Raw genomic sequence first — 26,069 nt, forward strand, 5'->3', positions numbered from 1 at the left:
GGCCTAGGCCCTCAGCAGATAACGCACCTCGTAGGGCGCAAGCTCAAGGGCACCCGTCAGCTCAACCGTGGGCGCGCCGTCGGCCAGCAGGTCGACAAAGGACCCATTGAGCTCGCCGGCGCCAAAGGTGTAAGGCTCGCCCACGGCGTTCACCGCCACGAGCACCGTCGCGTCGTCGCAGGCACGCTCGAACAGCAGCTGCTTGTTCTGGATCACCACGTTGCGGTACGCGCCGTAGTTGAGAGCGCGTGCCGCCGCACCGTCTGTCGAGCGCAGGTGCGCGAGCTGCTTGATGAAGGCCGTCAGCTCGTTGGGCGCAGGCTCATCGAGCGCAGGGCGCAGCGCCCAGTCGCCATCGGGGCCGCCCTTTTCGCCAGCAATCCCCCACTCGCTGCCATAGTAGACACACGGAATGCCCGGCACGCCAAAGAGCATGCCATAGGCGGGACGCAGGCACGACTTGTCGGTGAGGATGCTTGCCAGGCGCGGCACGTCGTGGTTGTCGACAAACGACAGCAGGTGTTTGCCGCGGTAGATGCACCACGGGTCGCCGCCAAACTGGCGGTGCAGCGAATGGGCGATCTCGAACATGTTGACCGAGTTAAAGCTGGAGTACAGGCCCTTGTAGCACTCGTAGTTGGTGCAGGAGTCGAGCATCTCGTCGTTGACGATCTGGTTGTAGTCGCCGTGGAGCGTCTCGCCGATCAGCACAAAATCGGGCTTGAGCTCGCGGGTAAAGGTATGCAGACGACGCATGAAGTCGCGGTCGAGCATATAGGCAACGTCCAGGCGCAGGCCGTCGACGCCAAACACGTCAGCCCAACGGCGCACGGACTCGAGCAGGTAATCGACCACGGCGGGGTTTTGCAGGTTGAGCTTCACAAGCTCAAAATGGCCCTCCCAGCCCTCGTACCAAAAGCCGTCGCCGTAGCACGAGTCACCGTCAAAGCTGATGTGGAACCAGTCCTTGTAGGGCGAGTCCCACTTGCGCTCCTGCACATCACGGAAGGCCCAGAAGCCGCGGCCGACGTGGTTGAAGACCGCATCGAGCACCACACGGATGCCATGGGCGTGCAGCGTCTCGCATACGGCGGCAAAATCGGCATCCCCGCCCAGGCGGCGGTCGATATGGCGCAGGCTGCGCGTGTCGTAACCGTGGCTGTCGGATTCGAGCGGCGGGTTGATGAGCACAGCGCCAACGCCGAGTTCCTGCAGGTAGTCGGCCCATTGGGCGATTTTCATAATGGGAGCATCGGGGTTAGGCGCGGCGTTGGCAGCCTGGGCGAGTTCATCCTCGGCAACGGGCGCGGCGTTTTCGCGCGGAGCTCCGCAAAAGCCCAGCGGATAGATCTGATAGAACGTCGTCTCGTATGCCCACATAGCAACCTCCCGGCAATCTTTCACGCAACGCCATCCATTGTATGCCCGCCGCGCATCCCCTCCCCCAAAATAAGTTGCGGTGAAATAGGGACTGTTGAGACCAATAAACCGGGCAAACAGTCTCTATTCCACCGCAACTGATGAGGGGACGTGATTAGGCGACAGGCTTTGCGCGGTGTATGGCCGGGAATAGCACCGTGATAGCGAGAATGACACCCACGACGGCAATCGCCCCGCCCGCGCAACCGATCCAGGCGATGCCGGGACCCGACACCACGGCGCCGCCGACCGCGGTGCCCGTGCCGATACCGAGGTTAAACAGGCCCGAGAAGATCGACATGGCGACGGCCGACGAATCTGCCGGCGTGTACTTGATGAGCTCGGCCTGGAACGCCACGTTAAAGGCTGTGGAGCAGCAGCCCCATAGCGCGCAGACGGCAAGCACTGCTACGAACGACGATGCGACCGGACCCATGAGCAGCAGAGCCACCGGCACGCCGGAGAGCGTGATAGCTAAGAACGGAAAGCGATGCCCATCGAACAGTCGGCCGAACAGCCAGCTTCCGAGCAGACCGGAGCAGCCAAACGCCGTCAGCGTCATGGTGATGGCGCTTGCGTCGACATGGGCGACCTGCGCCAGGAAGGGCTCGATATAGCTGTAACCCGCGTAGTAGCCGGTCGCCATAAAGACCGTGACCGCGTAGAGCGCAATCAGGAACGGGTTCTTGAGCAGCTCGGGCAGCTGTTTGACGGTAAAGCGCTCGCCCGCCGGCATGACCGGGAACACCGCTGCCTGGTACACCACCGCGGCGGCAGAGAAGGATCCAGCCACGACAAACGTCATGCGCCAGCCCACGGCCAGGCCGATGGCGCGACCGATCGGTAGGCCGAAGATCTGCGCGATGGACGAGCCCGTGGCGATCATGCTGATGGCGAGCGCCCCATGACGCGTATCGACCAGGCGCGAGGCTATGATCGAAGCGACCGACCAGAACACGGCGTGCGCGCAGGCGACCACCAGGCGTGCGCAGACCAAGATGGGATAGGTCGGCGCCACGGCGGACAGGAACTGACCCAGAGAAAACACGGCAAGCACGCCGAGCAGCATACGCTTGAACTCAAAGCGCGAGGCAAACACCATAAGCGGCAGCGACAGCAGCATGACGCCCCAGGCGTAGACCGAGATCATGATGCCTGCCTGGGCCTCGGTGAGCGAGAACGATGCGGCAATATCAGTCAGAAGGCCAATGGGCATGAACTCCGACGTGTTGAACACGAACGCACAGCAGGCGAGCCCGATAAGCGGGAGCCACTGCTTGAGCGAGATGCCATCTTGTCTTGCCTGAGTCATGTAGGAACCCTCTCCGATTGTCTTGAGCGATGGGTGATTATATAGCAACGGCCCCGCATCCGTCAGCAACAGATGCGGGGCCGTAATCAACTCAATACACAGAGGTTGCGCCATCAATAAATAACTAAGCCAGCCCCAGCAATATGCCCGCCGAATGCACGACAAACGCCACAATCCAGGCAACCGTCACTTGGAACGCGAACACGGCCACGGCGTAGCGCGCGCCCAGCTCGCTCTTGACGGCGCCGATGGCCGCCACGCAGGGCGGGTACAGCAGCGTAAAGACCAGGAACACATAGGCGGTGAACGGCGAGAACATAGTCGACAGTGCGGCGGGCGAGGTTGCGCCCAGAAGCACCGTGAGGGTCGAGATGACACTCTCCTTGGCGATAAGTCCGGTGACGAGAGCCGTCGACGCACGCCAGTCGCCAAAGCCGAGCGGCGCCAGCACCGGCGCGATGATGCTACCCAAACTGGCAAGCAGGCTTTGCGACTGATCGGCGACCACGTTAAAGCGAATATCGAACGTCTGGAGGAACCAGATGACCACGGTGGCGGCAAAGATAATGGTGAAGGCCTTGGTAATAAAGTCCTTGGCCTTATCCCATGCCAGCATCACCGTCGTCTTGACGCTCGGCAGACGGTAATTGGGAAGCTCCATGATAAACGGCACCGGGTCACCCTTAAATGCCGTGCGATTGAGCACCAAAGCCGCGATGCAACCGACCGCAATGCCAATCAAATAGAGCGAGACCATGGCGGGAACCGTCGCCTGCGGGAAAAACGCCCCGCACAGCAGACCGTAGACCGGCAACTTGGCCGAACAGCTCATGAACGGCGTGAGCATGACGGTCATCTTGCGGTCGTGCTCGGATGGGAGCGTACGGGTTGACATGATAGCCGGCACGGTGCAGCCAAAACCGACGAGCATAGGCACGAAGCTGCGGCCCGACAGGCCAAAGCGACGCAGCACTTTATCCATGACAAAGGCCACGCGCGCCATGTAGCCGGAGTCTTCCAGAATGGAGAGGAACAAAAAGAGCACGACGATAATCGGCAGGAAGGTCAGCACGCTGCCCACGCCCGTAAGCACGCCGTCGACAGCCAGCGAGCGTACCACGTCGTTGGTGCCGAACGCCTTGAGGCCCGCATCGGCCGAGGCGATGACGGCAGCGATGCCGTCCTCCATGAGTCCCTGCAACGCCGCGCCGATCACGCCAAACGTCAGCCAAAAGACGAGGCCCATGATCACCAGGAACGCCGGAATGGCCGTGTAGCGACCCGTCAGGATGCGGTCGATCTTGACGGAGCGCACGTGCTCGCGGCTCTCATGCGGCTTGACGACGCAGCGCCCGCACACGTCGCCGATAAAGCTAAAGCGCATATCGGCCAGCGCGGACAGGCGGTCGGTGCCGGCTTCGCCCTCCATCTGGGTAATGATGTGCTCGATAGCGTCGAGCTCATTGCGATCCAAGTGAAGCGCCTCGGTCACCAGCTCGTCGCCTTCAACCAGCTTGGTCGCCGCAAAACGCACCGGAATGTGCGCCGTCACGGCATGGTCCTCGATCAGGTTGGCAATGCCGTGGATGCAGCGATGCAGTGCACCGCCGTCCGAGCCATCGGGCGCACAGAAGTCCAGGCGACCGGGGCGCTCGCGGAACCGTGCCACGTGCAAGGCATGATCCACCAGCTCGCCGATACCCTCGTTGCGGGCAGCGCTAATGGGGACAACAGGCACGCCCAACAGGCTCTCGAGCAGGTTGACGTCCACGGCGCCGCCGTTGGCCGTCACCTCGTCCATCATGTTGAGCGCGATGACCATGGGGCGGTCGAGCTCCATAAGCTGCAGCGTCAGGTACAGGTTACGCTCAATGTTGGTGGCGTCAATGATGTCGATGATGGCGTCCGGGCGCTCGTCGAGGATGAACTGACGGCTCACGACCTCTTCGCCTGTGTACGGCGACAGGGAGTAAATGCCAGGCAGGTCGGTAACGCTCGCCTCGGGATGGTTACGGATGGTGCCATCTTTGCGGTCGACAGTCACGCCGGGAAAGTTACCGACGTGCTGGTTGGAGCCCGTCAGCTGGTTGAATAACGTGGTCTTGCCGCAGTTTTGGTTGCCAGCGAGGGCAAAGTGCAGCGGCGCGCCCTCGGGCACGGCCGTCTTTGCCGCACGGGGCGAATACGTCCCCTCGCCCAGGGCCGGATGCTCCGTCGTGCCGATTGCGGCGTTAGCGCGCGGACCCGTATCGGTGTCGTGAATACCCACGAGCTCGATGCGAGCGGCATCGTCCTTGCGCAGCGTCAACTCGTAGCCACGCAGGCGAATCTCGAGCGGGTCGCCCATGGGGGCGTACTTCATCATGGTGACTTCGGTGCCCGGCGTCAGGCCCATGTCCAAAATATGCTGACGGAGCGCCTGGTCGTCGGATGTCACCGATGCGACAACGGCGTCCTTTCCAATCTCGAGTGTATCGAGCTTCACGCGCTCATCCTTTCGTTAGACGCGGTTAACCGTTTACCGGGGTTAACCAACTCGTAACGACAAATGATAGCGCTCTGAACTATTTTATAAAGTCAAATACCGATGTTTACCTGCGCAAACTTTATGCGGTGCGCCCCGAAGGCTCTTTACGCATACCGCTCAGCGAGATCGAAACGGAACCCGACCGCGCGGTAGCAGTGAGTCGATCACCCTCGACCGACCCCGTGCATGTAAAGGGCGCCTTGCCCATCAAGACGTGGGAGATAGTACCCAAGAGCTCAAAGAAATCGCCCTCAGCACGGGCACTCGAGAGAGCAATATTGAGACCCCTGACGTTTAGTACTGCCCTGAGCGCGCCGTTCACCCCATGTGAAAACGTCACCTCGCCGCGTCTACTCCCCACCGGCGTCTGGGCCGAAACCACATACGTACCCTCAAGCATGGTTCCTCCTCTGAGTAGGCTTTTTGAAATGGCCATCTAGTCTACTTTGCTGCGAGACGGCTTGCCCAGAAACTGCGAGCACATAACAACGTTCAACCAACAGATTGCTGCAAGGAGGACAAGCGTGCAAGGAGGGGCAGATTGCATTTGGCACCACTTGCGCCAACGGACGGGATGCGGAGCGACTGTGCAGGTGGATTCCGGATCGCCGCTTCCTCCGTCCCCCAGCGAATCAAAACAAGTTGCGGTGGAATAGTTCCTGTTTGATGCTTTAACCAGCAAAAACAGGAACTATTTCGCCGCAACAGCAAAAGCCCGCGCTGGCAACAAATGTCACCTGCGCGGGCTTGGTGGGCGCTCACAAAGGCACGTTACAGAGGCCCACGTCAGTTATGGATTACCGAACGGCACCGGCACGCGACGCCTCCGTCGGCTTACCAAGCGATGAAGCTTGCCGCAGTCTTAGACTATCGGCGCAATGCCGGCAAAGTGCAGATACAGCGAGATGACCGCCACGACAATGACCACCGCTGCGATCAGCTTGTCGTGCAGGTGCGGAAATACCGGCTTACCGCGACCTCGCTCGCCCAGCATATAAACGGGAATGGCCGGAGCAAAAAGGATCGTCGTGATCATGACGCCCTGGAGGCCCGTCGACCACACAAGGAACAATGTGTAAATGAAGCCGAGCGTGCCGAAGAATCGCGCCTTGCCGACGCTTGGCGCATGCGGTCCGTCCAAATGCTCCTTCTTCCAACCAATCACCATGTAATAGGCAGCCGAGCAGACATACGGAACCAGAATCGTGTTGACTGCGCAGCTATAGAAGAACTGGTAGGTGCTCGCCGCCACATACGACACGATCAAGAAGAGCTGCGTAATGCCGGAGCTCACGAGAACCGTTACCACCGGGGCGTCGTGCTTGTTCGTCTTGGCAAACGCCAGAGGGAAGGATCCCTGGCGCGCCGCCTCGAACGGCGTCTCGGACGCAATGATGACATAGCCCAGCAGCGCGCCGACCAACGAAAGGATAACGCCAAGGTTTACGATGGCAGCACCAACCGGACCGATTGCGCACTCGAGAATTCCCGCCATGGAGGGCGTTGCAAGCTGTGCCATCTCCTCGCGCGGCATAATGCCGAGCGACAGCATCGAGATGATCAGATACAGCGTGAATACAGCCGCAAATCCGAGCGCCGTCGAGCGGCCGACGTCACGCACGTACTTAGCACGGCCCGAGATAACGACAGCGCCCTCGATGCCCGTGAAGACCCAGACAAGGGCAATCATGGTCGAGACAACCTGCTCGCCAAAGCCAGGACCAGCCGGCTCTCCCCAGAAGTTGTCCATAAAGATATCGACGTTGAACTTACCCAGGAGCACGATACTCAGCACAAAGAGCCCCAACGGCACCAGCTTCGCCAACGTGACGATTGTGTTAATGCCCGCAGCCTCCTTAACGCCACGAAGCACAAGGGCGGTAAGGAACCACAAAAACACGCTGGCGCAGACGATAGAAAGCAGGTTGTTACCCGCGCCAAACGCGGGGAAGAAATAGCCCAGCGCGCTAAACAGCAAGAGCGCAAAGCTCACGTTGGAAAGACATGCGCTGATCCAGTAGCCCCAAGCGGAGTTGAATCCAATGTAATCGCCAAAACCGGCCGCAGCGTATGCATAGATGCCGCCGGTCAGGTCGGGACGGGCCTGAGACAAACCGTTGAACACCATCATCAGCGCAAAGACGCCAATAAAGCAAATTCCCCACGAGACGATAACCGCACCGGTATTTGCCCCGCCAGCTGCCATATCGCCGGCAAGCGAAAAGATGCCGCCACAAATACTGGCGGTAATAACCATCATGGTCAGACGAAAGAGATCGAGGCCATTAGGGTCGATAATCTCTTCATTTTGAGCTTTAGAGGCCATTGTATGTGCACCCCCTTCATCATGTGATCGAACGAAAGATGGCCCGGACGTCCCGAATCGGGTGCCGGGCCATCGGTCAAGCGATCATCAGACTGTTACAGCTATCGCGTTAGAAGCGCAGCGACAGGCAAGAAAGGCCGCCGTCGACCTTGCGATACTCGGAGGTGTCAACGACGAGTGTCTTGTAGCCCAGATCCTGCACGGCCTTGAGCACAGTCGGATAGCCCTCGGCAACGATGACCGTACCGTTGACCCAGATGCAGTTTGCGCCGTACGCCTCGTCCTCGGGCACGACGATCTTGTTGTACTGGGCAAAGTCGGGCTTATCGATGAACTCACCGGAGACGAGCATGTTGTTGTCCTCGATGTAGTTGACGCCCGTCTTGAGGTGCAGGACCTCCTCCAGCGGAACCTCAGAACCCTCGAGGCCCCAGCCCTCGAGAATCTCGCAGAACTGGCGAATGCCCTCTTCGTTGGTACGAGCGGAGCGACCGACGTAGAAATGGTCACCGACCATCATGACGTCGCCGCCGTCAAGCGTGCCCGGAGAAACGATGTGCTTGACATGCTCGTCGTCAAAGAAGCGACGGACGGCCGGCTCAATCTCGTCCTTCTCGCCGTTGCGGCTATCGGCGCCGGGGTTGGTAATGATGGCGCCGCAGCGAGTGATAACGGCCGGATCTTCGACGAAGCAGCTGTCGGGATACTGCTCGAGTGCCGGCAGCACCGACACGTCAACGCCGCACTGCTCGAGTGCGTGCTCGTAATCGTAATGCTCCTCGATAGCGCGCTCGTAGATGGGCTGGCCAAGCTCGGGAGCGCTCGTGATGCCATTGCTCAGGGACTTGCCGGGACGACGGATGATGACGTGGCTGAACTTGGTCATGATGATCCTCCTTGGATCTCATAGTACTGAGCGGACTTCCTTGCGTCCGCCTTCCTTCCGATGGCTTTATCTTAGGGTGTCTTTGCTGTTTTGTATATTGTATACAATCCCGAACGGTAGATAATCCTCGGTAAGCGTATTCCTGCTTATCGGCGCAAAGTAGCACGATTTAGCTGGTCGTTCTATAATTCGACTGAGCTATTCAAGCGAAACGTATTTAATTTTAGAAATATACCGTTAAGGAACACAAGCTCATGGAAACGCTCAGAAGGCCCCTGAAGGACCACGTATACGACTATATTTCGAGCCGTATTGACGCCGGCGAGTTGTCCGCCGGCGACCGGCTGAGCGAGCAAGCGATCTGCGATGCCATGGGCGTGTCGCGCACGCCGGTCCGCGAGGCGCTCATCCAGCTGGCAAGCGATGGCTACCTGGACAATCTCCCCCGCCGCGGATTCCGCGTCCGTGGGTTCGATCAGCAAAACGCCGTTGAAGTCTTTGAGATTATGGGGCCGCTCGACGGGCAGGCCGCATATCTCGCCTGTCCGAATCTAACTGACGACGATATTACGCAGCTGAAATTTCTCGTCGGCTCCATGGACCTCGCGATCCAAGGCGGTCTCATCCGTAAGTATGACGACATTCAGCGAGACTTTCACCTTACGTACTTCAACCGCTGTGGCAACGACCGTCTGCGCGATATGATCTCGCAGCTCGAGCGTTGCTTTATCAAGCGCGATTACGAGACTGTTGACCAGGAGACGGCGTGTAAGCTGCTCAATAAAGCCAACAACGAACATGCTCATATTCTTGAGTTGTTCGAAGCACGAGATGCGACGGGCGTGCGCGACTACGTTCGCGATGTCCATTGGAACACGGAAAACGCCCAGTTCACTGTCTGGTAGGAAAGCAACAAGAGACAACGTCGGTCTTAAACCTTGGCGCCAGCACCGCCCAAACTGATCCGTTTTCCTCCGTCCCCGAGGGGTCATTCTTTTGGCAGCCAAGACAACACCGATATTTTGACGCCGACAGCAAAAGCCCGCCAGAGCGAGCAAGGTGACGCGAAGCGAGGCGGCATTGACTTTCTGGTCATGCCGCCTCAGTTGAAAGGCAGATTGCCGCTCTGGCGGGTTTGCAGCGTCGAGCTGTTACGCGGTTTGGTAAAACCGCGTAACTAGAAGCCGTGGCGCTCCAGGAAGCGGAAGGCTAGGCGAATCCAAGGACGGACCGCCACCTGCTTGTCCTCGTTGTCGACCGCGGTGTTGGCGTTGCCGAGCGAAAGGCCGTGACCGCCCTGGTCAAAGACGTGCATCTCGCATGCAACGCCCTCCTCGGCCATGCGCTGCGCAAACGGGTAGACCTGCGCGATCGGTGCCGTCTTGTCGTCGGACACGCCCCACACAAAGGTCGGCGGCATCTGACGCGAAACATGCGTGGTGGGGCAGATATCGGCCAAATGCTCGTCAGTTGCCTCGCCACCCGTCACCATCGACAGGTAGTCGTTGAGCAGATCGCGCCCCGTCTTGCCGCCCGTCTTGGGCACACGCAAGTCAATGCGCGGATCGCGCGTCTGCATGTCACGCACATAGGCAAAGTCGAGCAATGGATAACCCAGCACCACGGCATCGGGACGAATGTCGTCCGGACGCGCCCCGGCAAGTGCCGCGAAGGGGCCGGTCTTCCACTGTGTTGCCAGCGAGGCGCAAATCATGCCGCCAGCAGAAAAGCCCACGACGCACACGCGTTTGGGATCGACATGCCACTCGTCGGCATTCGCACGCACCGTGGCGACCATCTTGGCAAGATCTGTCTGCGGGTGCGGAAAACTTACGTCACCCGTGCCGCTCGTCACATAGTTGAGCACAAAGGCCTGGTAGCCGTGATCCAAAAACGCAAACGCCACGGGATCCTGCTCATGCGGAGCGATATGCGTAAACGCACCTCCGCCGCAGATAATCACGGCAGGGCGACGGCCATTCGGTTTATCGGGCAGCGGCTCGGCACCCAGATACGTAAAGGTCGCCGGATAATCCTCGGTCGGTTCCTCGCCCCACAGCGCATGGTTCTCGACAATCATATGTGCTCCCTTCGCGCAAATTATGCGCACTCTTTTTTCGCATCTAAGCGTACCCCAGTTGGGTGCAGGACGCAGAAACTCTCCGGCAATAAGTTTCCCTCCAACTGATATATCACATAATCCCAGCTCAGAGGTATCGCTGAGCAGCGTAGAATAGGGGGCGTTGACCAAGCCGCGAAACACATATGAAACGTTTCCGGCAAACCAAACGCGCGATATGCGCCTATTTAAGTTGGAGGCAACTATGGGTCTGCTCGATTCGCTTAAGTCCACCTTCACCTCGACCGGCGAGGCGTCCGTTCCGCCCGCAGCAAGCTTCGCCACCCGCGAAGGCGTCATCTATGCCCCCGTCAACGGCGTGCTCGTCAACCTGGACGAAGTTCCCGACGAGACGATCGCCTCGGGCATGCTTGGCCAGGGCTATGGCATCGAGCCCATTACCGACACCATCTATGCGCCCGCCAACGGCCGCATCGGCGCCACCACTGTCACCAACCACTCCATTGGCATGATCACCGAGGACGGTCTTCGCGTGTTCATCCATGTTGGCTTGGGCACCGTGGAAATGAACGGCAAGGGTTTTGCCCGCTTTGTCGAGATGGGCGATGTGGTCAAGGCAGGCCAGCCGCTCATCAGCTTCGACCGCGAGGCCATTAAGGCCGCTGGTCACGAGGACATCGTGACCGTCATCGTCTCCGAGCTCGATCGTCTTAAAAGCATCGACCATGTCGGCGAGTCCGGAACGCTTATCGGCGGCAACCCGCTCGTCAAGCTTGGCGACCCACTGCTGGTAGCCAAGACCAAGTAGCCAGGCCCCGCGCCACACAGCCAAAAGGCACCTCGTCAAGCGCCCGCGACCATCTGGCCGCGGGCGCTTTTCGTTTGAAAAACCATCCCGCCAATGCCTTATCTGTATAGCCCAAATGAGCCGAGCTGCTAGAATATCGAACTGTATGGATAACTATCATTCAACCGTTATGGGAGGATACGTGAACCGCACCAAAATCGCGCAGCTCTATGCCGATGCCGAGTCGCTCGGCGGCCAGACTGTCACCGTCGCCGGCTGGGTTAAGTCCGTCCGCGACATGAAGAACTTTGGCTTTGTTACGCTCAACGACGGCAGCTGCTTCCGCGACCTGCAGGTCGTCATGAACCGCGAGGCACTCGACAACTACGACGAGATCGCCCATCAAAACGTCTCGGCCGCACTCATTTGCACCGGCACCGTCAAGCTGACCCCCGATGCGCCCCAGCCTTTCGAGCTTTCTGCCACCTCCATCGAGGTCGAGGGCACGAGCGCCCCGGATTACCCGCTGCAGAAGAAGCGCGCGACCGTCGAGTTCCTGCGCACCCAGCAGCACCTGCGTCCGCGCACCAACCTGTTCCGCGCCGTGTTCCGCATCCGCTCTGTCGCGGCTGCCGCCATCCACCGCTTCTTCCAGGAGCAGGGCTTTGTCTACGTCAACACCCCCATCATCACCACGAGTGACTGCGAGGGCGCCGGCGAGATGTTCCGCGTGACCACGCTCGACCCCAAAAATCCGCCCCTCACCGAGTCCGGCGAGGTCGACTGGAGCCAGGACTTCTTTGGCAAGCATGCGAGCCTCACCGTGTCCGGCCAGCTCAATGCCGAGAACTTTGCCATGGCCTTTGGCGACGTGTACACCTTTGGCCCCACCTTCCGCGCCGAAAACTCCAACACCACGCGCCACGCCGCCGAGTTTTGGATGATCGAGCCCGAGATGGCCTTTGCCGATCTGAACGACTACATGGATAACGCCGAGGCCATGCTCAAGTACGTCCTTAAGGACGTTATGGCCACCTGCCCCGACGAGCTCAACATGCTCAACAAGTTTGTGGACAAGGGCCTAATCGAGCGCCTGGACCACGTGGCAAACTCCGACTTTGCCCGCGTTACCTACACCGAGACCGTCGAGATCCTGGAGCAGGCCGTCGCCGCCGGTCACAAATTTGACTATCCCGTGAGCTGGGGCATCGACCTGCAGACCGAGCATGAGCGCTTCCTGACCGAGGAGCACTTTAAGCGCCCGACCTTCGTAACCGACTACCCGGCCGAGATCAAGGCCTTCTACATGCGCATGAACGACGACGGCAAGACCGTCGCCGCCGCCGACTGCCTGGTGCCGGGCATCGGCGAGATCATCGGTGGCTCCCAGCGCGAGGAGCGCCTGGACCTGCTCGAGGCCCGCATCAAGGACCTGGGCATGAATCCCGAGCAGTACAAGTACTATCTGGACCTGCGCCGCTATGGTTCCTGCAAGCACGCCGGCTACGGCTTGGGCTTCGAGCGCCTGGTCATGTACCTGACCGGCGTGGGCAACATCCGCGACGTCCTGCCGCACCCGCGCACCGTGGGCAACGCCGACTTCTAATCGCCACAGCGCCACCAAACGCGTTCCAGCGCATCACGCCAGCGCCTCTCGGCAAGCCGAGGGGCGCTTTTTTCAACAGCATCCGTCAAGCTTTTGGCAAGTTTTTGGTCAGTTGGGCAGGGCTGTTGAAAACTCGACCCGCCGCTTGCCGACGGCTACCGACCGCCCAGAGCGTCCTGCACCCCTGGGAAAGCCCCGCGTCCTAGGCTCCATACCGTCGCCACCCAAAACGGAAAGGACGTGGGCGCCATGACCGAAACCGCTGTTGAAACTTACGAGACCACGACGAGGGGCGCCGCCTCGATGGCAGCCTATCGCGCCGTTCGCATCCTGCAACTATTAAGCGAAAACACCGGTGAGGACAAGGCCATGCTTTCCGATGAGTTGATCCGGCGCCTCGCCCATCCCGGCGACCCCGCCCGCATGCCCATCTCGGCGGCGCGGCGCAGCATCTACACCGCCATCTCCGCACTTCGCCATGCCGGATACGAAATTGAGTACAAGCGCGGCGTGGGGTATCGGCTCTTGACCCGTCCGCTCACCGACGAAGAGATCATCCGACTCCACGGCATGGTCATGCGCAACCGCTCTACGCCCATCGCCATTCGAAAAAGCATGGCGCAGCACCTGGTCGCCATGGCGAGTGCCGACGTTCGCGGCTACCTCGATGCACCCGAGCCTGCTCCAAGCGCAGGCGGCAAATCCACCAAGGCCACACGCACGCCCGTCAAGCGCATCGATGCCTGCGAGCTCATCGAGCAGGCCATCGACCACGGAACCACGGTGAGTTTTGATATTTCGAGTGTCACGGCACGCGGAGAGGTCGAAGTGGCACGGATGACACTCCGTCCCTTTGCCATCAAGCAACGAGACGGCATCTCGTATTTGCTGGGAACGGTCTATGACGCGCGAGGCGCCGATGACACGTTGCGTACCGTAGAGATCGGCCGAATGAGAAACGTCACCACACGTCTCCTCGACGGCAAGAAGCTCTTCGCCGCCCTGGACGAGGACGATGCCTCCTCCGCCGCATAAGACCCTCCGCCGCCCATTCGACTACCCGTACCGCCCATCCGATTCTGTATTAAAAAACCCGCCAGGCTGTTGTAAAAATGGACATCAGCGCTACTATAGTTCCACTTGCACTTTGTCCCAGTGCAGTGTTTCCAGCCATTTTTATACTGGGGGTAATGATATGAAGGACATCACCATCAGCCGCAGGAGCCTTCTGGTCTCCGCCGGTCTGCTCGCGCTCGCTCCGCTCGCCGGATGCGGCGGCAACTCTGGTTCCGGCTCTGCTGCCGCCGGTTCCGACTACACCATCGGCGTTCTGCAACTCACCGAGCACTCCGCACTCGATGCCGCCAACGACGGCTTTGTCAAGGCCATCAAGGAGAGCGGCCTTAAGGTCAAGATCGACCAGAAGAACGCCCAGAACGACCAGTCCACGTGTAAGTCCATCGCCGACAAGTTCGTGGGCGACAACGTCGACCTGATCTATGCCATCGCCACGCCCGCCGCGCAGGCTGCCGCCGGCGCCACGGCCGATATCCCCATCGTGGGCTGTGCCATCACCGACTACGCCGCCTCCGGCCTGGTCCAGGACAACGACAAGCCCGGCACTAACGTCACGGGCGCTTCCGACCTCACCCCAGTCGCCGAGCAGCTCGAGATGATGCAGAAGGTCCTGCCCGACGTTAAAAAGGTCGGCCTGCTCTACTGCACCGCCGAGTCCAACTCCGACGTCCAGATCAAAGCCGCCAAGAAGGAGCTCGGCAAGCTGGGCCTGGAGTACACCGATTTCACCGTCTCGAGCTCCAACGAGATTCAGTCCGTCGTCGAGTCTGCCGTGGGCAAGGTCGACGCGCTGTACTCCCCCACTGACAACACCATCGCCGCGGGCGCTTCGCAGGTCGGCCAGATCTGCAAGGAGAATAAGCTCCCCTTCGTGACCGGCGAGGAGGGTATGTGCATGGCCGGCGGCCTGTTCACCCTCTCCATCAACTATAAGGACCTGGGCTACGCCGCGGGCGAGATGGCCGTTAAGATCCTGAAGGGCGAGGCCAAGCCCAAGGATATGCCGATCAAGCACCTCTCGAACAAGGACCTGGTCGTCGTCAAGAACGACGAGATGGCCGAGGCTCTGGGTATCGACCTTTCCGCTCTGGACGAGTAGCACCATGCGCGGTGACGCATCTAGGGCCCGCACGCGCGCCGCAGCTGCGTTATTCAATATCTGAGCCATTGGGGCGAACGCTAAAGACCGGCGTTCGCCCTGCTTGTTTCAGGTAAAACAAAACATCTGTCCATCGCTCTTTTATGCATTGGTACCGCTATTATGGAAAATCACGTGTCCACCCTATCCTAGGAGGTATGAAGCATGCTCATTGCATTGCAGGGCGCCGTTTCGCAGGGCGTCCTCTGGGGCATCATGGTGCTCGGCGTGTTTATCACGTTCCGCCTGCTCGACATCCCCGATATGACCTGCGACGGCAGCTTTGCCCTCGGCGGCTGTGTTTGCGCCGTGCTCATCGTCAATAACGACGTCGACCCGCTGCTCGCCGTTTTGGCCGGCATGTGCGCCGGCGCCATCGCGGGCGCGGTCACGGGCATTTTGACCACCGTCTTTGAGATTCCCGCAATCCTCGCCGGAATCCTCACCCAGATCAGTCTGTGGTCCATCAACCTGCGTATCATGGGCAAGTCCAACACGCCCATCCTTGCCAAGGGCACTATCTTCTCGTCTGTCAGCAACATGACGGGCCTGCCGCAGTCCACTGTTGCCATTATCCTAGGCATCGTGCTGGCCGTGGCCATCGTCGCCATCCTGTACTGGTTCTTTGGCACCGAGATCGGCTCGGCACTGCGTGCCACCGGCAACAACGAGTACATGATCCGCGCCCTGGGCGTTAACACCAACACCACCAAAATGATCGCCCTCGTGCTCTCCAACGCCCTCATTGGCCTTTCGGGTGCGCTCATCTGCCAGAGCCAGAAGTATGCCGACATTGGCATGGGCACCGGCGCCATCGTTATCGGTCTTGCCGCCATCGTCATCGGCGAGGTGCTCGGCCGCCTGCTGCCCGGCGGTCTCACGCAGTTCTCCGTCCGTCTGGCCTCCGCCGTCTTTGGCTCCGTGGTGTACTTCCTCATCCGCGCCATCGTGCTGCAGCTGGGCATGGACGCCAACGACATGAAACTGCTCTCTGCTGTGATTGTCGCCGTGGCCCTGTGCGTGCCCGTGGTTTGGGAGCGCTATAAGCTCCGCAGCTCCTACACGAAGGGAGATGAGGCAGATGCTTAAGCTCTCGCACGTCAAGAAGACCTTTAACAAGGGCACCGTCACCGAGAAGCGCGCGCTCACCGGCGTCGACCTTACCCTCAACGACGGCGACTTTGTAACTGTGATCGGCGGCAACGGCGCCGGCAAATCCACGCTGCTCAACATGATTGCCGGCGTATATCCGCTCGATTCGGGCGTTATCGAGCTCGACGGCACCGACATCTCGCGCCTGAGCGAGTCGCAGCGCGCCAAGTACCTGGGCCGCGTGTTCCAGGATCCCATGCGCGGCACCGCAGCCGACATGCAGATTGCCGAGAACTTGGCCCTCGCCAAGCGTCGCGGCCAGCGTCGCGGCCTTTCGTGGGGCGTCACCAAGGCCGAGAAGGACGAGTACGTTGAGTTGCTCAAGCGCCTGGACCTTGGCCTGGACACGCGCCTCAACGCCAAGGTCGGCCTGCTTTCGGGTGGCCAGCGCCAGGCACTCACGCTGCTCATGGCCACGCTCACCAAGCCGCGCTTGCTGCTGCTCGACGAGCACACCGCGGCACTCGACCCCAAGACCGCCTCTAAGGTGCTCAATCTGACCGAGGAGATTGTCGACGAAAACCATCTGACCACGCTCATGGTTACGCACAACATGAATGACGCTATCCGTCTGGGCAACCGTCTGATCATGATGCACGAGGGCCATGTGATCTACGACGTGGCCGGCGACGAGAAGAAGTCGCTCACCGTAGCCGACCTGCTGCAGAAGTTCGAGGAGGTCTCGGGCGGCGAGCTCGCCAACGACCGCATGCTGCTGAGCTAAACCTACCAAATAGGGACAGGTTTATTTTGGCAGGTTTTATCTGCGCAAACGTCAAAACCGCCGCAAAGGGACAGACGCCCTTGCGGCGGTTTTCGCATATTATGTCGATAATCCAGCGTCAGCAGGAACCACTGGTTAAGAACTAAGGAAACTGCCATGAAAAGACTCCTTCCCCGTCTTGCCTTGACCGTCGCCCTCCTCGCCGGCGTGCTCGCCGGCGCCCCAGCCTACGCCACCGCGGCCACCCCATCTCAAGTTATCGGCGCGTCCGATGTGATCGGACGGGCTTTTGGTGGGTATCATGGTTGAACGATCATGAGGAGGTTTTCCCTACATGGAATTGTTTGAACCGATTCTTCATTTCTTTGAGCAACGGTGGGTCCACAACATCATCTGGGCCGTCATCTTGGTAATAGGCACCGCCATCGCCACCAAGGTCGTATCCAAGACCCTGCGCCACCTGCTCAACCGCGACGACAACCCACTTCCGGCATCGAGTATCTTCATCAACATCGCTCGCGCCGTCATCTGGATGATCGGTGGCAGCTTTATCCTCGACAACTGTTTTGGCATTAATGCAAACGCCCTCGTCGCCGCTCTTGGCGTCGGCGGCATCGCCATCTCGCTCGGCTTTCAGGACACGCTGTCGAACCTTATCGGCGGTATGCAGGTGACCTTTATGGGCATCATCAAGCCCGGCGACAATATCGAGGTCGGTGGCGTATCAGGCGTGGTCCAGGACATCACCTGGCGCCACACGACCATCGAAGATGCCTGCGGGCAGACCATCATCGTCCCCAACTCCAACATCTCCAAGAACACACTCGTGCATTTGATGCCCTTTGGGCGCGTGGCTGTCCCTGTCGCGGTCAAAGACCCCTCTAAATGGGCGTCGCTCGATGAGCTAGCAGACGAGCTCGTCAGCGCCACCAAAGCGGCTGTCTCGCCCATCTCGGGCTTTGACAAGGAGCCCTACGTGCTCTTTAGCGAGATCGGCGACTTTGGCATTAAGGGCAAAATCATCTTTATCGTCAGCGACGACAGCGCCACCTTTACGGCGGCCGACGCCTGCATCCGCGCCATCGCCCCCATCATCGCCTAAACCGCCACAAAGGGGACAGGCACCTTTGTGGCGGTTTCGCATCGTGGTAACATGGTTCATATCGTTGTTTAAACGACTAAGGGAGTAGACACCATGGAAGAGGCCTATCGTCAAGCACGCAAGCGCGGCGAGCAGGGACGCCGTCGCGCCATTAGTCAAAGCGAGCATCCGTACCTCACGGACCTCGATAGCTTGGTCGCCCAGCTCCCCTTAGGTCAGCGAGAGAATGTCGGCCTAAGAGACATTCCGCTCGAAATGGTCGTCGGAACGGTTACCAAGGGCCGTCAGTCCGCCTTTTCGTGCAACTTCATGCCCCTGCTGCCGTTTAGCACCGAGTTCGCCCGCAAGTGGTCCAACCTCTACGACATCCAGGTGACCGAGGGCTATCGCGACCCCATCATCGTCACCGAGTTCATGCATCGGTTTTACGTCCAAGAGGGCAACAAGCGCGTCAGCGTCCTCAAATTCCTGGACGCCCCGACGGTTTCGGCCAAGATTACCCGTCTCTACCCCGGCACATGGGATTCCGTCGAAAGCCGCCTATACGGTGAGTTCTGCGCGTTTTGGCGCGTCTGCCCCCTATACGAGATCGAGTTCTCGCGTGAGGGAAGCTACGAGACACTCGCCAAGATGCTCGGTCAGAACCTTATCGAAAAATGGCCGCAGAAAAAGGTCGACTACCTGCGCCACACCTTCTTGCTCTTTAAGCGCGCCTACCTTCGCGCGGGCGGCGACCACCTGGACATTACGCCCGCCGACGCCATGCTCGTCTACCTCAATGTGTACAACCAGGACCGCCTGCTGGATACGCCGACGGATATCGTCGTAAACCGCCTGTGCAAAATTTGGCGCGAGCTGGTCATTGCCGGCAAAAATGACGAGGACAAGGTCGATCTTGTCGAAGCGCCGAGTGTCGATGAGGAAGAGTCGCCCGCCAAGTCCACCTCCGGTGTGCTCAACTTCTTTATGGGCAAGACCGTCTATTCGGCGGCCAATCCCCTGCGCATCGCCTTTATCCATGAATTCCCTTGTGCAACGTCGAGCTGGGACAGCCTACACGACCAAGGGCGTCAGTATCTCGACGAGCACTTTGGCGGTATCGTGCGCACCGAGGCGTTCGAGGACTGCCACGATCCGGACGTGTTCTACGCCGCCGTGGAAACGGCTGTCAAACATGGAGACAACGTCATCTTCTCGACCTCGCACCGCCTGATGGAATACACGCTCAGGGCAGCCGTTGAGTATCCCCAGGTTCGGTTCCTTAACTGTTCTATCGGCCTTCCCCACCAAAGCGTCCGTTCGTACTTTGGCAAGATGTACGAGGCCAAGTTCCTCCTGGGCGCCCTTGCGGCTAGCATGGCGGACAACCATCGCATTGGCTACCACGCGTCGGTCTTTGCGTCGGGCGCGCTTAGCGAGATCAACGCCTTTGCCATCGGCGCCTCGCTGCTCGACCCTCGCGCGCAGGTAATCCTCACCTGGGGCGATGTACCCGCCGGCGGTCTTGCCGAGGCCATGTGCCGCGAAGGCGTGAGTGTTATGACCGGTGTCGACATGTCCAAGTCGCTGGAGGACCCCACGGCCTACGGACTCCACCGCCTGGTCGATGGCAAGGCCGTCGGCATCGCCATGCCGGTATGGAACTGGGGCCGTTACTACGAGCTTATCGTGCGAAGCCTGCTGCATGGCACCTGGGATGAGACCAGTGACAACAGCCAGGTTCGCGCCGTCAACTACTGGTATGGTATGAGCTCGGGCGTTATCGACATTCGCTACGCTCCGGGCCTGCCCTATCAGACGCGCAAGCTTGTTCAGCTACTGCGCAATGGCATCGTCGAGGGCTCCATCAATCCATTTGGCGGCGAGCTCCATAGCCAAGACGGCGTGGTGCAGATCGAGGGCTTTCCCCCACTGCCGAGCACGCAAATCGTCGAGATGGACTGGCTGGCCGACAACGTGGTGGGCACCATTCCGCAACTCGACGATGAGCCGAAGGTCCGCGCCCTATGAAAATCCTTGCCATAGCCGATACCGAAGAGCGATGCCTGTGGGAGTGCTTTCGCAAGGAGCGCTTTGAGGACGTTGACCTGATTCTATCCGCAGGCGACCTGGATCCGGACTATCTTGAGTTTTTGGTCACTGTCATCAACAAACCGCTTGTGTACGTTCGTGGCAACCACGACGACCGCTACGCGCGCCATGCACCGGGCGGGTGCATTTGTGTTGAGGACAGCGTATATGTGTACCGAGGTATTCGCATTGCGGGTCTGGGCGGTTCCATGCGCTACCGCGACGGCGCGAACATGTATACCGAGCGCGAGATGGCAAAACGCATGCGCAAGCTATCGCGAAAAATCGCACTGGTAGACGGATGCGATATTCTACTTACCCATGCACCCGTCGCAGGCATGGGCGACCTGGACGACCTGCCGCATCGAGGATTCGAGTGCTTTAATGCGGCTCTTGAGTCTTGGGGTCCCGACTATATGATTCACGGGCATGTGCACCAAAGCTACGGCCCCAACTTTCAACGCGAGCGCCAACACCCATGCGGAACGAAGATTGTCAACGCCTGCGGCTATACCAAGATCGAAATTGACGAGGCGCGCTACCCCACGCGCGGTTGGAAGGCCGCTTGGCTCAACTCGCAAACCATGCGCCGCGAGCTCAAACGCCACGAAGCAATCGAGTCTTCAACCGCCAGAACCCCCTGGTAACTGCCAACAACCACCACGAAGGGGATAGGCACCTTTATGGTGGTTTTGCTGACTCGTCCGACCTGTCCATCACGGTGCTTGTGTAATTAACGAGAACACTCATTGTTTTGTAAGGACGGCGCTCACGTGCCGTCTTTTTTTGTCAACTTATGCAGTCTCGACCGTGTTGTATGTAGAGGGACCTCGCGAGACGCCTTCCCTATATCCACCACGACCAATTGGAGGTGACACTATGCCTGCACGCCGTAACCGCAATAGCACGCTCCGATGCGATGCCGATCAGATCGAGCGGGAAGCAAAGCGCTTGGTCGACACGTATTCCGACCTCATCCTTCGATTGTGCTATTCGGCCCTTGGATCCGCTGACGACGCTCAAGACATCTGCCAGGACACGCTGATCAAGATTCTCCAACGCACTCAACCGTTCGACTCGCTCGAACACGAACGTGCTTGGGTGATCCGAGTCGCACTGAACGCATGTCGCGATATCGGCCGTACGCACGCGAATCACCCGGTTGTCGACCTCGATTCGCTCCCCGATTTCTGCGCACCCGTAACACATACCGAGCAAGAATTCGCGCAACGCGACTGCGCCATTCTTTCCGCTGTCACGGCCCTGCCTCAAGCACAGCGCATCGCCATCTTTTTGCACTACTACGCAGGCATGAGCATCAGGGAAATCGCAGACGCCGTTCACGCGACGCCAGCTGCAACCGCCCAGCACCTTAGCCGCGGACGTGCGTCACTTCGGCTTTCCTTGAAAGGAGACCACAATGACTACGAATTCGAATGACTATCGCCACGCCCTGGAGCACATTTCGTTTACCGATAATGCGAAGCAGCACATGGCAAACTCGATTGCTCAGTCCGTCGCCTCGAGCGATGCGGCGACCGCTCAAAGCAACTTTAATGGCACGCGACGCAAGCCGCGCATCGCCCGCCATCCCGTAAGAACAGTCGCTCGCATTGCCGCTGTAACGGCAGTCCTCGCTATCGTCATTGGAGGCGCTGGCACGGCTATGGCAACAGGCGTCCTGCCGCTTCCTTCTGACATGCTTTCCGACATCTTTGACGGACCTGCTTCTCAAACCGAGATCATCGACCGTATTGGCCGGCCCGTCGGTGCTAGCTGCTCCAACAACGGAGTCACCGTGACCGCCGACGCCATCATGGGCGACAAGGATATGGTTACCATCGCCTATACGCTTACGTTCGACGATCCCGCTGCCCTGAAAAAGCTTTCCGAGCCGGGCGAGAACGGAACTATCGCCGGAAGTGTCGATGGAAACGTATACGTTGATGGCGAGCATGGCGGCCAAGGCCAATCATGGCTCATTGACAAGAACCCCAATGACTCCAGCATTCAATACTTTGCACAGTTCAGCGTTGAATCACCCGGCCTTATGGGCAGGACCGTCCGCACGCATATCAACTCTCTCGTTGTGCCACGTGCTGGCAAAGAGCTTCCCGAGTATAAGAAAATACTTACGGGCCCATGGGATCTTAAGTTCCAGCTGAATTACGAAGATACATCCGTTACGATTCCCGCGCCCAAATCGGTCAACTTTAACGGCACCAAGGCGACGATTCAAGAGGCCACCGTATCCTGCGTTGGCGTTTCAGTCCGCTACAACATAGATCGTTCCATCGAACACGACAACAACAGCGGCAAGATGTCTCAAAACATGGAGGAGTCTATGGATGCCGTTGGCAACATACCCCTCATCGTGACGTTCAAAGACGGTCATGTTGAGGACGCAACCAGCCACAGCGGCTATTTCGCAAATAAACTGGATAACGGCACCACTGATGTCCACAAGACCTGGCCGTTCTCGCAAGTTTGTGACACAGACAAGATTGCAAGCGTACAAATTGGCGATACGGTCATTCCCATGAATTCGTAACGCTACGCGGCTCGTATATGCACCCGGTTCCGCACTTCGCGTCTAAAGATGCGCTGTCATCGAGCAGCGTGAGCGCAAGGCCGCCCGTATGGTCGGCTGGGAACACCTCGTTGCGCTAAAAACCACCACGAAGGGGACCGGCACCTTTGTGGTGGTTTTGCTGACTCGTCCGACCTGTCCCAACGGTTTGTCTCAATCTGTAACAGGTAGGGCCCAAATAATCGGTTAGCTGTTACAGATCGAGACAGACCACGGATGCTCGGCCGAAAATCTCAATCTGTAACAGGTAGGAACGATTTTGCCCCTTAGATGTTACAGATTGAGATATTTGACAGCTTGAATCGGCATCGCCTACAGCGCGGCGACGACCTTGTCGCCCATCGTCGTGGTGCCGAGGATCTTATCTGCCGGGGTGTTGACATCGGCGATGTCACGGGTGCGCCAGCCCTCGTCGAGCACGCGCGCCACGGCGCTCTCGATCCACGCGGCTTGCTCGCCCATGTCGAGCGCGTAGGTCAGCAGCATCGCCACCGACAAGATTTGAGCCAGCGGATTGGCCACGCCGAGCCCCGCGATGTCAGGAGCGCTGCCAGCGCTCGGCCCAAACAGCGATACGCCCTCATCCAGCGAGGCAGAGGCAAGCATACCGAGCGATCCGGTAATCTGAGCCGCCTCATCGGACAGGATGTCGCCGAACATGTTCTCCGTCACCACGACGTCAAAGTCTGCCGGTCGACTGATGAGCTGCATGGCGGCGTTGTCGACGAGCAGGTCCTCAAGCTCCACGTCGGAGTACTCCTCGTCTTGCACGCGATGCACGATCTCGCGCCACATGCGGCTCGTCTCCAGCACGTTGCGCTTATCAACGCTCGTCACCTTGCCGCGACGTTTGCGCGCCGCCTCAAATGCCTGGCGCGCAATGCGCTCAATCTCGTACTCGCGATACTCCATCACGTCGACCGCACGCTGACCGGCCGCACCCGCAGCGCCCGCGCAGGTCACGGATGCGGGCGCCAAAGTCCCACGGCATGTTGTAGCCCATCGTATCGGGGATGTTCACGACCGTGGCACCGGCCTTTACGGCCGCCTCGATAATGCGCACCAGAAACTCCTGATCGGAGCGGCCGGCATCCTCGGCATAAAACTCAACATCGTCAACGAACTTGCGAGCATGTTTGACGGCATGGATCGCTCACTCAATTGCCCTTTCCTCAGTCATATGGAGCTTGTCGCGCAGGTGACTGGTGCTCACACCCAGCCCTGTATGGATACGGGGCCTCTGGGCCGTTTTGAGCGCCTCTGCAGCCACTTCGATATCCCTGTCGACAGCGCGCGTCAGGCCGCATACCGTGCATCGGTCGCCCGCAATCTTGCCAATCTCCTGTACGGAGCGAAAGTCACCAGGACTCGAGATGGGAAAGCCCGCCTCGATAACGTCCACGTTCATGCGCACCAGCTGGCGGGCGATGAAGAGCTTTTCCTCGGTATTCATGTTGGCGCCCGGCGACTGCTCACCGTCGCACAGGGTGGCGTCAAAGATTGTGATTTTGCGGCTTATATGTTCCTCCTGATTGACCGTTTTATGACAGATGGCTTTCAGGAGAGAGAGAAGGCCTAGAGATAGAAAAATACCCGTGTCGCTCATCACGCCTGAAAGCGGCAGACGATAGCGCACCCGGGTACAACAAATCGTTATAGCGAGATTACAACCCTAGCGCGCTATCCAATCTAGTAGCGCTAGGCCTAGGAGCTGTTGCGTGTTCTTAAACATGTTGGGCTCCCTTCGGCCTCGGGTAGTACTACATCGCGCTAAAGTACAACACAAGTAAAACCACCACAAGGGTGCCTGTCCCCTTCGTGGTGGTTTCGTTGACTCAAAAGCAAGAGACCCGGTCCTGCACGAGGCAGAACCGGGTCTCTTTAGCAATGCTTGCTTTGCTCAGGCAGTAACTGTTAGTTACTCAGCCAGGAAGTCGCGCTGGATAGCGGGATCGACCTTGACGCCAGGGCCCATGGTGGAAGACACGGAGATGGACTTGACGTACTTGCCCTTAGCAGAAGAGGGCTTGACGCGCAGGATCTCGGTGTACAGGGCAGCGTAGTTCTCGACGAGCTGCTGCTCGGTGAAGGACTTCTTGCCCAGGGGCACGTGGCAGATGCCGTAGCGGTCGGCGCGGTACTCAACGCGGCCAGCCTTGAGCTCGGAGACCATCTTGGCGACGTCCATGGTCACGGTACCGAGCTTGGGGTTCGGCATGAGGCCACGGGGACCAAGGATCTTACCGATGCGGCCAACCTTGGCCATCATGTTCGGCGTAGCGATAGCGGCGTCGAAGTTGATCTCGCCCTTCTGAATCTGGGCGACGAGCTCGTCGGAACCGATGATGTCGGCGCCGGCAGCCTCGGCCTCGCGGGCCTTCTCGCCCTCGGCGAAGACGGCAACACGAACGGTCTTGCCGGTGCCGTGGGGCAGGGAGATGGAACCACGGATGTTCTGGTCGGCCTTACGAGTATCGATGCCCAGACGGAAGTGGGCCTCGACGGTCTCGTCGAACTTGGCGGTGTCGAGCTCCTTGAGGAGCTTGGCAGCCTGAAGGGGGGTGTAGAGCGTGGCGCGGTCGATCTTCTCGGCAGCTGCGTTATAGCTCTTACCATGCTTAGCCATGTGCATTACCTCCTGTGGTTAAACGGGCGTGAGCCCTCCCACATCGTATCGTGTGCCCTATTGCACACATTTAACGGGCGCCCCAGTCGGAGCACCCGTCGTTACCATAAGAAATCGCTACTCAGCGATGGTGACGCCCATGGAACGGGCGGTACCGGCGATGATCTTCTTGGCGGCGTCAATGTCGTTGGCATTGAGGTCCGGCATCTTGATCTCGGCGATCTTGGTGAGCTGCTCCTGGGAGAGCTGACCAACCTTGTCGGCCTGGGGCTTAGCGGAACCAGACTTAAGGTTCAGCTCCTTCTTGATGAGGTGAGCTGCCGGCGGGGTCTTGGTGATGAAGGAGAAGGACTTATCCTCGTAGACAGAGATCTCAACGGGGATGATGTCGCCCTTCTTGTCCTGCGTCTCGGCGTTAAAGGCCTGGCAGAACTGCATGATGTTCACGCCAGCAGCGCCCAGGGCGGGGCCGACGGGAGGAGCGGGGTTAGCTGCACCAGCAGGAATCTGGAGCTTAATGACGTTGGCAACCTTCTTCTCAGCCATGGTCATTCCTTTCGAATCACGAGTGTGAAGTACTTGCTATATCGTAAGCACGCACGTGTTAGAAGCACTCCTGAGATGAGCAGTCACAGAAGAAGCACGCT

The 26,069-nt window shown here is 59.3% G+C and carries 23 protein-coding genes and 1 pseudogene; 12 read left to right on the plus strand and 12 right to left on the minus strand.

The features are described from left to right. Nucleotides 1-3 precede the first annotated feature (3 nt). The 6 genes from DWV58_RS00795 to DWV58_RS00820 all read right to left on the minus strand — a co-directional run bounded on the left by DWV58_RS00795 (nucleotide 4) and on the right by DWV58_RS00820 (nucleotide 8,470). Nucleotides 4-1,380, minus strand: coding sequence for an alpha-amylase family glycosyl hydrolase (locus DWV58_RS00795; protein ID WP_117775865.1), 1,377 nt, complete (start codon nucleotides 1,378-1,380; stop codon nucleotides 4-6). 154 nt (nucleotides 1,381-1,534) lie between these two features. Continuing rightward, entirely contained in the window at nucleotides 1,535-2,731 is a 1,197-nt protein-coding gene (locus DWV58_RS00800) for an MFS transporter (RefSeq protein WP_117775866.1), read from the minus strand. A gap of 124 nt (nucleotides 2,732-2,855) precedes the next feature. Next, nucleotides 2,856-5,216: a ferrous iron transport protein B gene (gene feoB / locus DWV58_RS00805; protein ID WP_117775867.1), complete on the minus strand. Its 2,361-nt coding sequence runs from the start codon at nucleotides 5,214-5,216 to the stop codon at nucleotides 2,856-2,858. Nucleotides 5,217-5,337: 121 nt separating this feature from the next. Further along, nucleotides 5,338-5,658: a hypothetical protein gene (locus tag DWV58_RS00810; RefSeq protein WP_117637613.1), complete on the minus strand. Its 321-nt coding sequence runs from the start codon at nucleotides 5,656-5,658 to the stop codon at nucleotides 5,338-5,340. Nucleotides 5,659-6,120: 462 nt separating this feature from the next. Beyond that, entirely contained in the window at nucleotides 6,121-7,584 is a 1,464-nt protein-coding gene (locus DWV58_RS00815) for a basic amino acid/polyamine antiporter (protein WP_117775868.1), read from the minus strand. Nucleotides 7,585-7,693: 109 nt separating this feature from the next. Then, entirely contained in the window at nucleotides 7,694-8,470 is a 777-nt protein-coding gene (locus DWV58_RS00820) for a dimethylarginine dimethylaminohydrolase family protein (RefSeq protein ID WP_117583089.1), read from the minus strand. Between the two features lie 254 nt (nucleotides 8,471-8,724). Here DWV58_RS00820 and DWV58_RS00825 point away from each other — a divergent pair, with 254 nt between their 5' ends. Then, nucleotides 8,725-9,375: a GntR family transcriptional regulator gene (locus tag DWV58_RS00825; RefSeq protein ID WP_117775869.1), complete on the plus strand. Its 651-nt coding sequence runs from the start codon at nucleotides 8,725-8,727 to the stop codon at nucleotides 9,373-9,375. Between the two features lie 272 nt (nucleotides 9,376-9,647). Here the strand turns inward: DWV58_RS00825 and DWV58_RS00830 are convergent, their stop codons facing one another. Continuing rightward, a complete protein-coding gene (locus DWV58_RS00830) occupies nucleotides 9,648-10,550 on the minus strand; it encodes an alpha/beta hydrolase (RefSeq protein ID WP_117775870.1) in 903 nt (300 codons plus the stop codon). Nucleotides 10,551-10,794: 244 nt separating this feature from the next. Here DWV58_RS00830 and DWV58_RS00835 point away from each other — a divergent pair, with 244 nt between their 5' ends. The 6 genes from DWV58_RS00835 to DWV58_RS00860 all read left to right on the plus strand — a co-directional run bounded on the left by DWV58_RS00835 (nucleotide 10,795) and on the right by DWV58_RS00860 (nucleotide 17,034). After that, nucleotides 10,795-11,358, plus strand: coding sequence for a PTS glucose transporter subunit IIA (locus tag DWV58_RS00835; protein ID WP_233540370.1), 564 nt, complete (start codon nucleotides 10,795-10,797; stop codon nucleotides 11,356-11,358). A 181-nt stretch (nucleotides 11,359-11,539) separates the two neighbouring features. Beyond that, complete coding sequence (gene asnS / locus DWV58_RS00840) at nucleotides 11,540-12,943, plus strand: asparagine--tRNA ligase (RefSeq protein ID WP_117775942.1); 1,404 nt, start codon at nucleotides 11,540-11,542, stop codon at nucleotides 12,941-12,943. A 249-nt stretch (nucleotides 12,944-13,192) separates the two neighbouring features. Next, nucleotides 13,193-13,978, plus strand: coding sequence for a hypothetical protein (locus DWV58_RS00845; protein ID WP_117583094.1), 786 nt, complete (start codon nucleotides 13,193-13,195; stop codon nucleotides 13,976-13,978). A 160-nt stretch (nucleotides 13,979-14,138) separates the two neighbouring features. Next, nucleotides 14,139-15,119 (plus strand): ABC transporter substrate-binding protein, encoded by a 981-nt coding sequence (locus DWV58_RS00850; protein ID WP_117775871.1) that lies wholly within the window; start codon nucleotides 14,139-14,141, stop codon nucleotides 15,117-15,119. Between the two features lie 204 nt (nucleotides 15,120-15,323). Next, the gene (locus DWV58_RS00855) at nucleotides 15,324-16,247 is read left to right on the plus strand and encodes an ABC transporter permease (RefSeq protein WP_117775872.1); all 924 of its coding nucleotides are present in this window, start codon (nucleotides 15,324-15,326) and stop codon (nucleotides 16,245-16,247) included. Then, nucleotides 16,240-17,034, plus strand: a complete 795-nt coding sequence (locus DWV58_RS00860; protein ID WP_022093887.1) for an ABC transporter ATP-binding protein — start codon at nucleotides 16,240-16,242, stop codon at nucleotides 17,032-17,034. The genes DWV58_RS00855 and DWV58_RS00860 overlap by 8 nt, the downstream gene beginning before the upstream one ends. 2 nt (nucleotides 17,035-17,036) lie before the next feature. Here the strand turns inward: DWV58_RS00860 and DWV58_RS09830 are convergent, their stop codons facing one another. After that, a complete protein-coding gene (locus DWV58_RS09830) occupies nucleotides 17,037-17,192 on the minus strand; it encodes a hypothetical protein (RefSeq protein ID WP_158564496.1) in 156 nt (51 codons plus the stop codon). A 176-nt stretch (nucleotides 17,193-17,368) separates the two neighbouring features. Here DWV58_RS09830 and DWV58_RS00865 point away from each other — a divergent pair, with 176 nt between their 5' ends. From DWV58_RS00865 to DWV58_RS00885, 5 genes are all read left to right on the plus strand, one after another. Further along, on the plus strand, nucleotides 17,369-18,136 hold the full coding sequence (locus DWV58_RS00865) for a mechanosensitive ion channel family protein (RefSeq protein ID WP_117775873.1): 768 nt from the start codon (nucleotides 17,369-17,371) through the stop codon (nucleotides 18,134-18,136). Nucleotides 18,137-18,229: 93 nt separating this feature from the next. Continuing rightward, nucleotides 18,230-20,146, plus strand: coding sequence for a BMP family ABC transporter substrate-binding protein (locus tag DWV58_RS00870; protein WP_117775874.1), 1,917 nt, complete (start codon nucleotides 18,230-18,232; stop codon nucleotides 20,144-20,146). Continuing rightward, nucleotides 20,143-20,853: a metallophosphoesterase gene (locus DWV58_RS00875; RefSeq protein ID WP_117635372.1), complete on the plus strand. Its 711-nt coding sequence runs from the start codon at nucleotides 20,143-20,145 to the stop codon at nucleotides 20,851-20,853. The genes DWV58_RS00870 and DWV58_RS00875 overlap by 4 nt, the downstream gene beginning before the upstream one ends. Nucleotides 20,854-21,085: 232 nt before the next feature. Next, entirely contained in the window at nucleotides 21,086-21,646 is a 561-nt protein-coding gene (locus DWV58_RS00880) for an RNA polymerase sigma factor (protein ID WP_117583099.1), read from the plus strand. Next, nucleotides 21,627-22,757, plus strand: coding sequence for a DUF4179 domain-containing protein (locus DWV58_RS00885; protein WP_117635373.1), 1,131 nt, complete (start codon nucleotides 21,627-21,629; stop codon nucleotides 22,755-22,757). The genes DWV58_RS00880 and DWV58_RS00885 overlap by 20 nt, the downstream gene beginning before the upstream one ends. Nucleotides 22,758-23,108: 351 nt before the next feature. Here the strand turns inward: DWV58_RS00885 and DWV58_RS00890 are convergent, their stop codons facing one another. The 4 genes and pseudogenes from DWV58_RS00890 to rplK all read right to left on the minus strand — a co-directional run bounded on the left by DWV58_RS00890 (nucleotide 23,109) and on the right by rplK (nucleotide 25,968). Continuing rightward, on the minus strand, nucleotides 23,109-23,759 hold the full coding sequence (locus tag DWV58_RS00890) for an isocitrate/isopropylmalate family dehydrogenase (protein WP_233540465.1): 651 nt from the start codon (nucleotides 23,757-23,759) through the stop codon (nucleotides 23,109-23,111). Further along, nucleotides 23,683-24,402 (minus strand): annotated as a pseudogene (locus tag DWV58_RS00895) (hypothetical protein). Before DWV58_RS00895 ends, DWV58_RS00890 begins: the two are co-directional and overlap by 77 nt. A gap of 312 nt (nucleotides 24,403-24,714) precedes the next feature. Then, a complete protein-coding gene (gene rplA / locus DWV58_RS00900; protein ID WP_117775876.1) occupies nucleotides 24,715-25,422 on the minus strand; it encodes a 50S ribosomal protein L1 in 708 nt (235 codons plus the stop codon). A gap of 117 nt (nucleotides 25,423-25,539) precedes the next feature. Next, a complete protein-coding gene (gene rplK / locus DWV58_RS00905; RefSeq protein ID WP_022093893.1) occupies nucleotides 25,540-25,968 on the minus strand; it encodes a 50S ribosomal protein L11 in 429 nt (142 codons plus the stop codon). Nucleotides 25,969-26,069: the final 101 nt, after the last annotated feature.

Source organism: Collinsella sp. AF11-11 (genome assembly GCF_003465485.1).
In the GTDB taxonomy this organism is placed as follows: Bacteria; Actinomycetota; Coriobacteriia; order Coriobacteriales; family Coriobacteriaceae; genus Collinsella.

Excerpts from the sequence above, each read along its gene's own strand:
- DWV58_RS00795 (WP_117775865.1), bottom strand. The coding sequence starts at position 1,380 with ATGTGGGCATACGAGACGACGTTCTATCAGATCTATCCGCTGGGCTTT.
- DWV58_RS00800 (WP_117775866.1), bottom strand. The coding sequence starts at position 2,731 with ATGACTCAGGCAAGACAAGATGGCATCTCGCTCAAGCAGTGGCTCCCG.
- DWV58_RS00810 (WP_117637613.1), bottom strand. The coding sequence starts at position 5,658 with ATGCTTGAGGGTACGTATGTGGTTTCGGCCCAGACGCCGGTGGGGAGT.
- DWV58_RS00815 (WP_117775868.1), bottom strand. The coding sequence starts at position 7,584 with ATGGCCTCTAAAGCTCAAAATGAAGAGATTATCGACCCTAATGGCCTC.
- DWV58_RS00820 (WP_117583089.1), bottom strand. The coding sequence starts at position 8,470 with ATGACCAAGTTCAGCCACGTCATCATCCGTCGTCCCGGCAAGTCCCTG.
- DWV58_RS00825 (WP_117775869.1), top strand. The coding sequence starts at position 8,725 with ATGGAAACGCTCAGAAGGCCCCTGAAGGACCACGTATACGACTATATT.
- DWV58_RS00830 (WP_117775870.1), bottom strand. The coding sequence starts at position 10,550 with ATGATTGTCGAGAACCATGCGCTGTGGGGCGAGGAACCGACCGAGGAT.
- DWV58_RS00835 (WP_233540370.1), top strand. The coding sequence starts at position 10,795 with ATGGGTCTGCTCGATTCGCTTAAGTCCACCTTCACCTCGACCGGCGAG.
- DWV58_RS00845 (WP_117583094.1), top strand. The coding sequence starts at position 13,193 with ATGACCGAAACCGCTGTTGAAACTTACGAGACCACGACGAGGGGCGCC.
- DWV58_RS00850 (WP_117775871.1), top strand. The coding sequence starts at position 14,139 with ATGAAGGACATCACCATCAGCCGCAGGAGCCTTCTGGTCTCCGCCGGT.
- DWV58_RS00855 (WP_117775872.1), top strand. The coding sequence starts at position 15,324 with ATGCTCATTGCATTGCAGGGCGCCGTTTCGCAGGGCGTCCTCTGGGGC.
- DWV58_RS00860 (WP_022093887.1), top strand. The coding sequence starts at position 16,240 with ATGCTTAAGCTCTCGCACGTCAAGAAGACCTTTAACAAGGGCACCGTC.
- DWV58_RS09830 (WP_158564496.1), bottom strand. The coding sequence starts at position 17,192 with ATGGCAGTTTCCTTAGTTCTTAACCAGTGGTTCCTGCTGACGCTGGAT.
- DWV58_RS00865 (WP_117775873.1), top strand. The coding sequence starts at position 17,369 with ATGGAATTGTTTGAACCGATTCTTCATTTCTTTGAGCAACGGTGGGTC.
- DWV58_RS00870 (WP_117775874.1), top strand. The coding sequence starts at position 18,230 with ATGGAAGAGGCCTATCGTCAAGCACGCAAGCGCGGCGAGCAGGGACGC.
- DWV58_RS00875 (WP_117635372.1), top strand. The coding sequence starts at position 20,143 with ATGAAAATCCTTGCCATAGCCGATACCGAAGAGCGATGCCTGTGGGAG.
- DWV58_RS00880 (WP_117583099.1), top strand. The coding sequence starts at position 21,086 with ATGCCTGCACGCCGTAACCGCAATAGCACGCTCCGATGCGATGCCGAT.
- DWV58_RS00885 (WP_117635373.1), top strand. The coding sequence starts at position 21,627 with ATGACTACGAATTCGAATGACTATCGCCACGCCCTGGAGCACATTTCG.
- rplA (WP_117775876.1), bottom strand. The coding sequence starts at position 25,422 with ATGGCTAAGCATGGTAAGAGCTATAACGCAGCTGCCGAGAAGATCGAC.
- rplK (WP_022093893.1), bottom strand. The coding sequence starts at position 25,968 with ATGGCTGAGAAGAAGGTTGCCAACGTCATTAAGCTCCAGATTCCTGCT.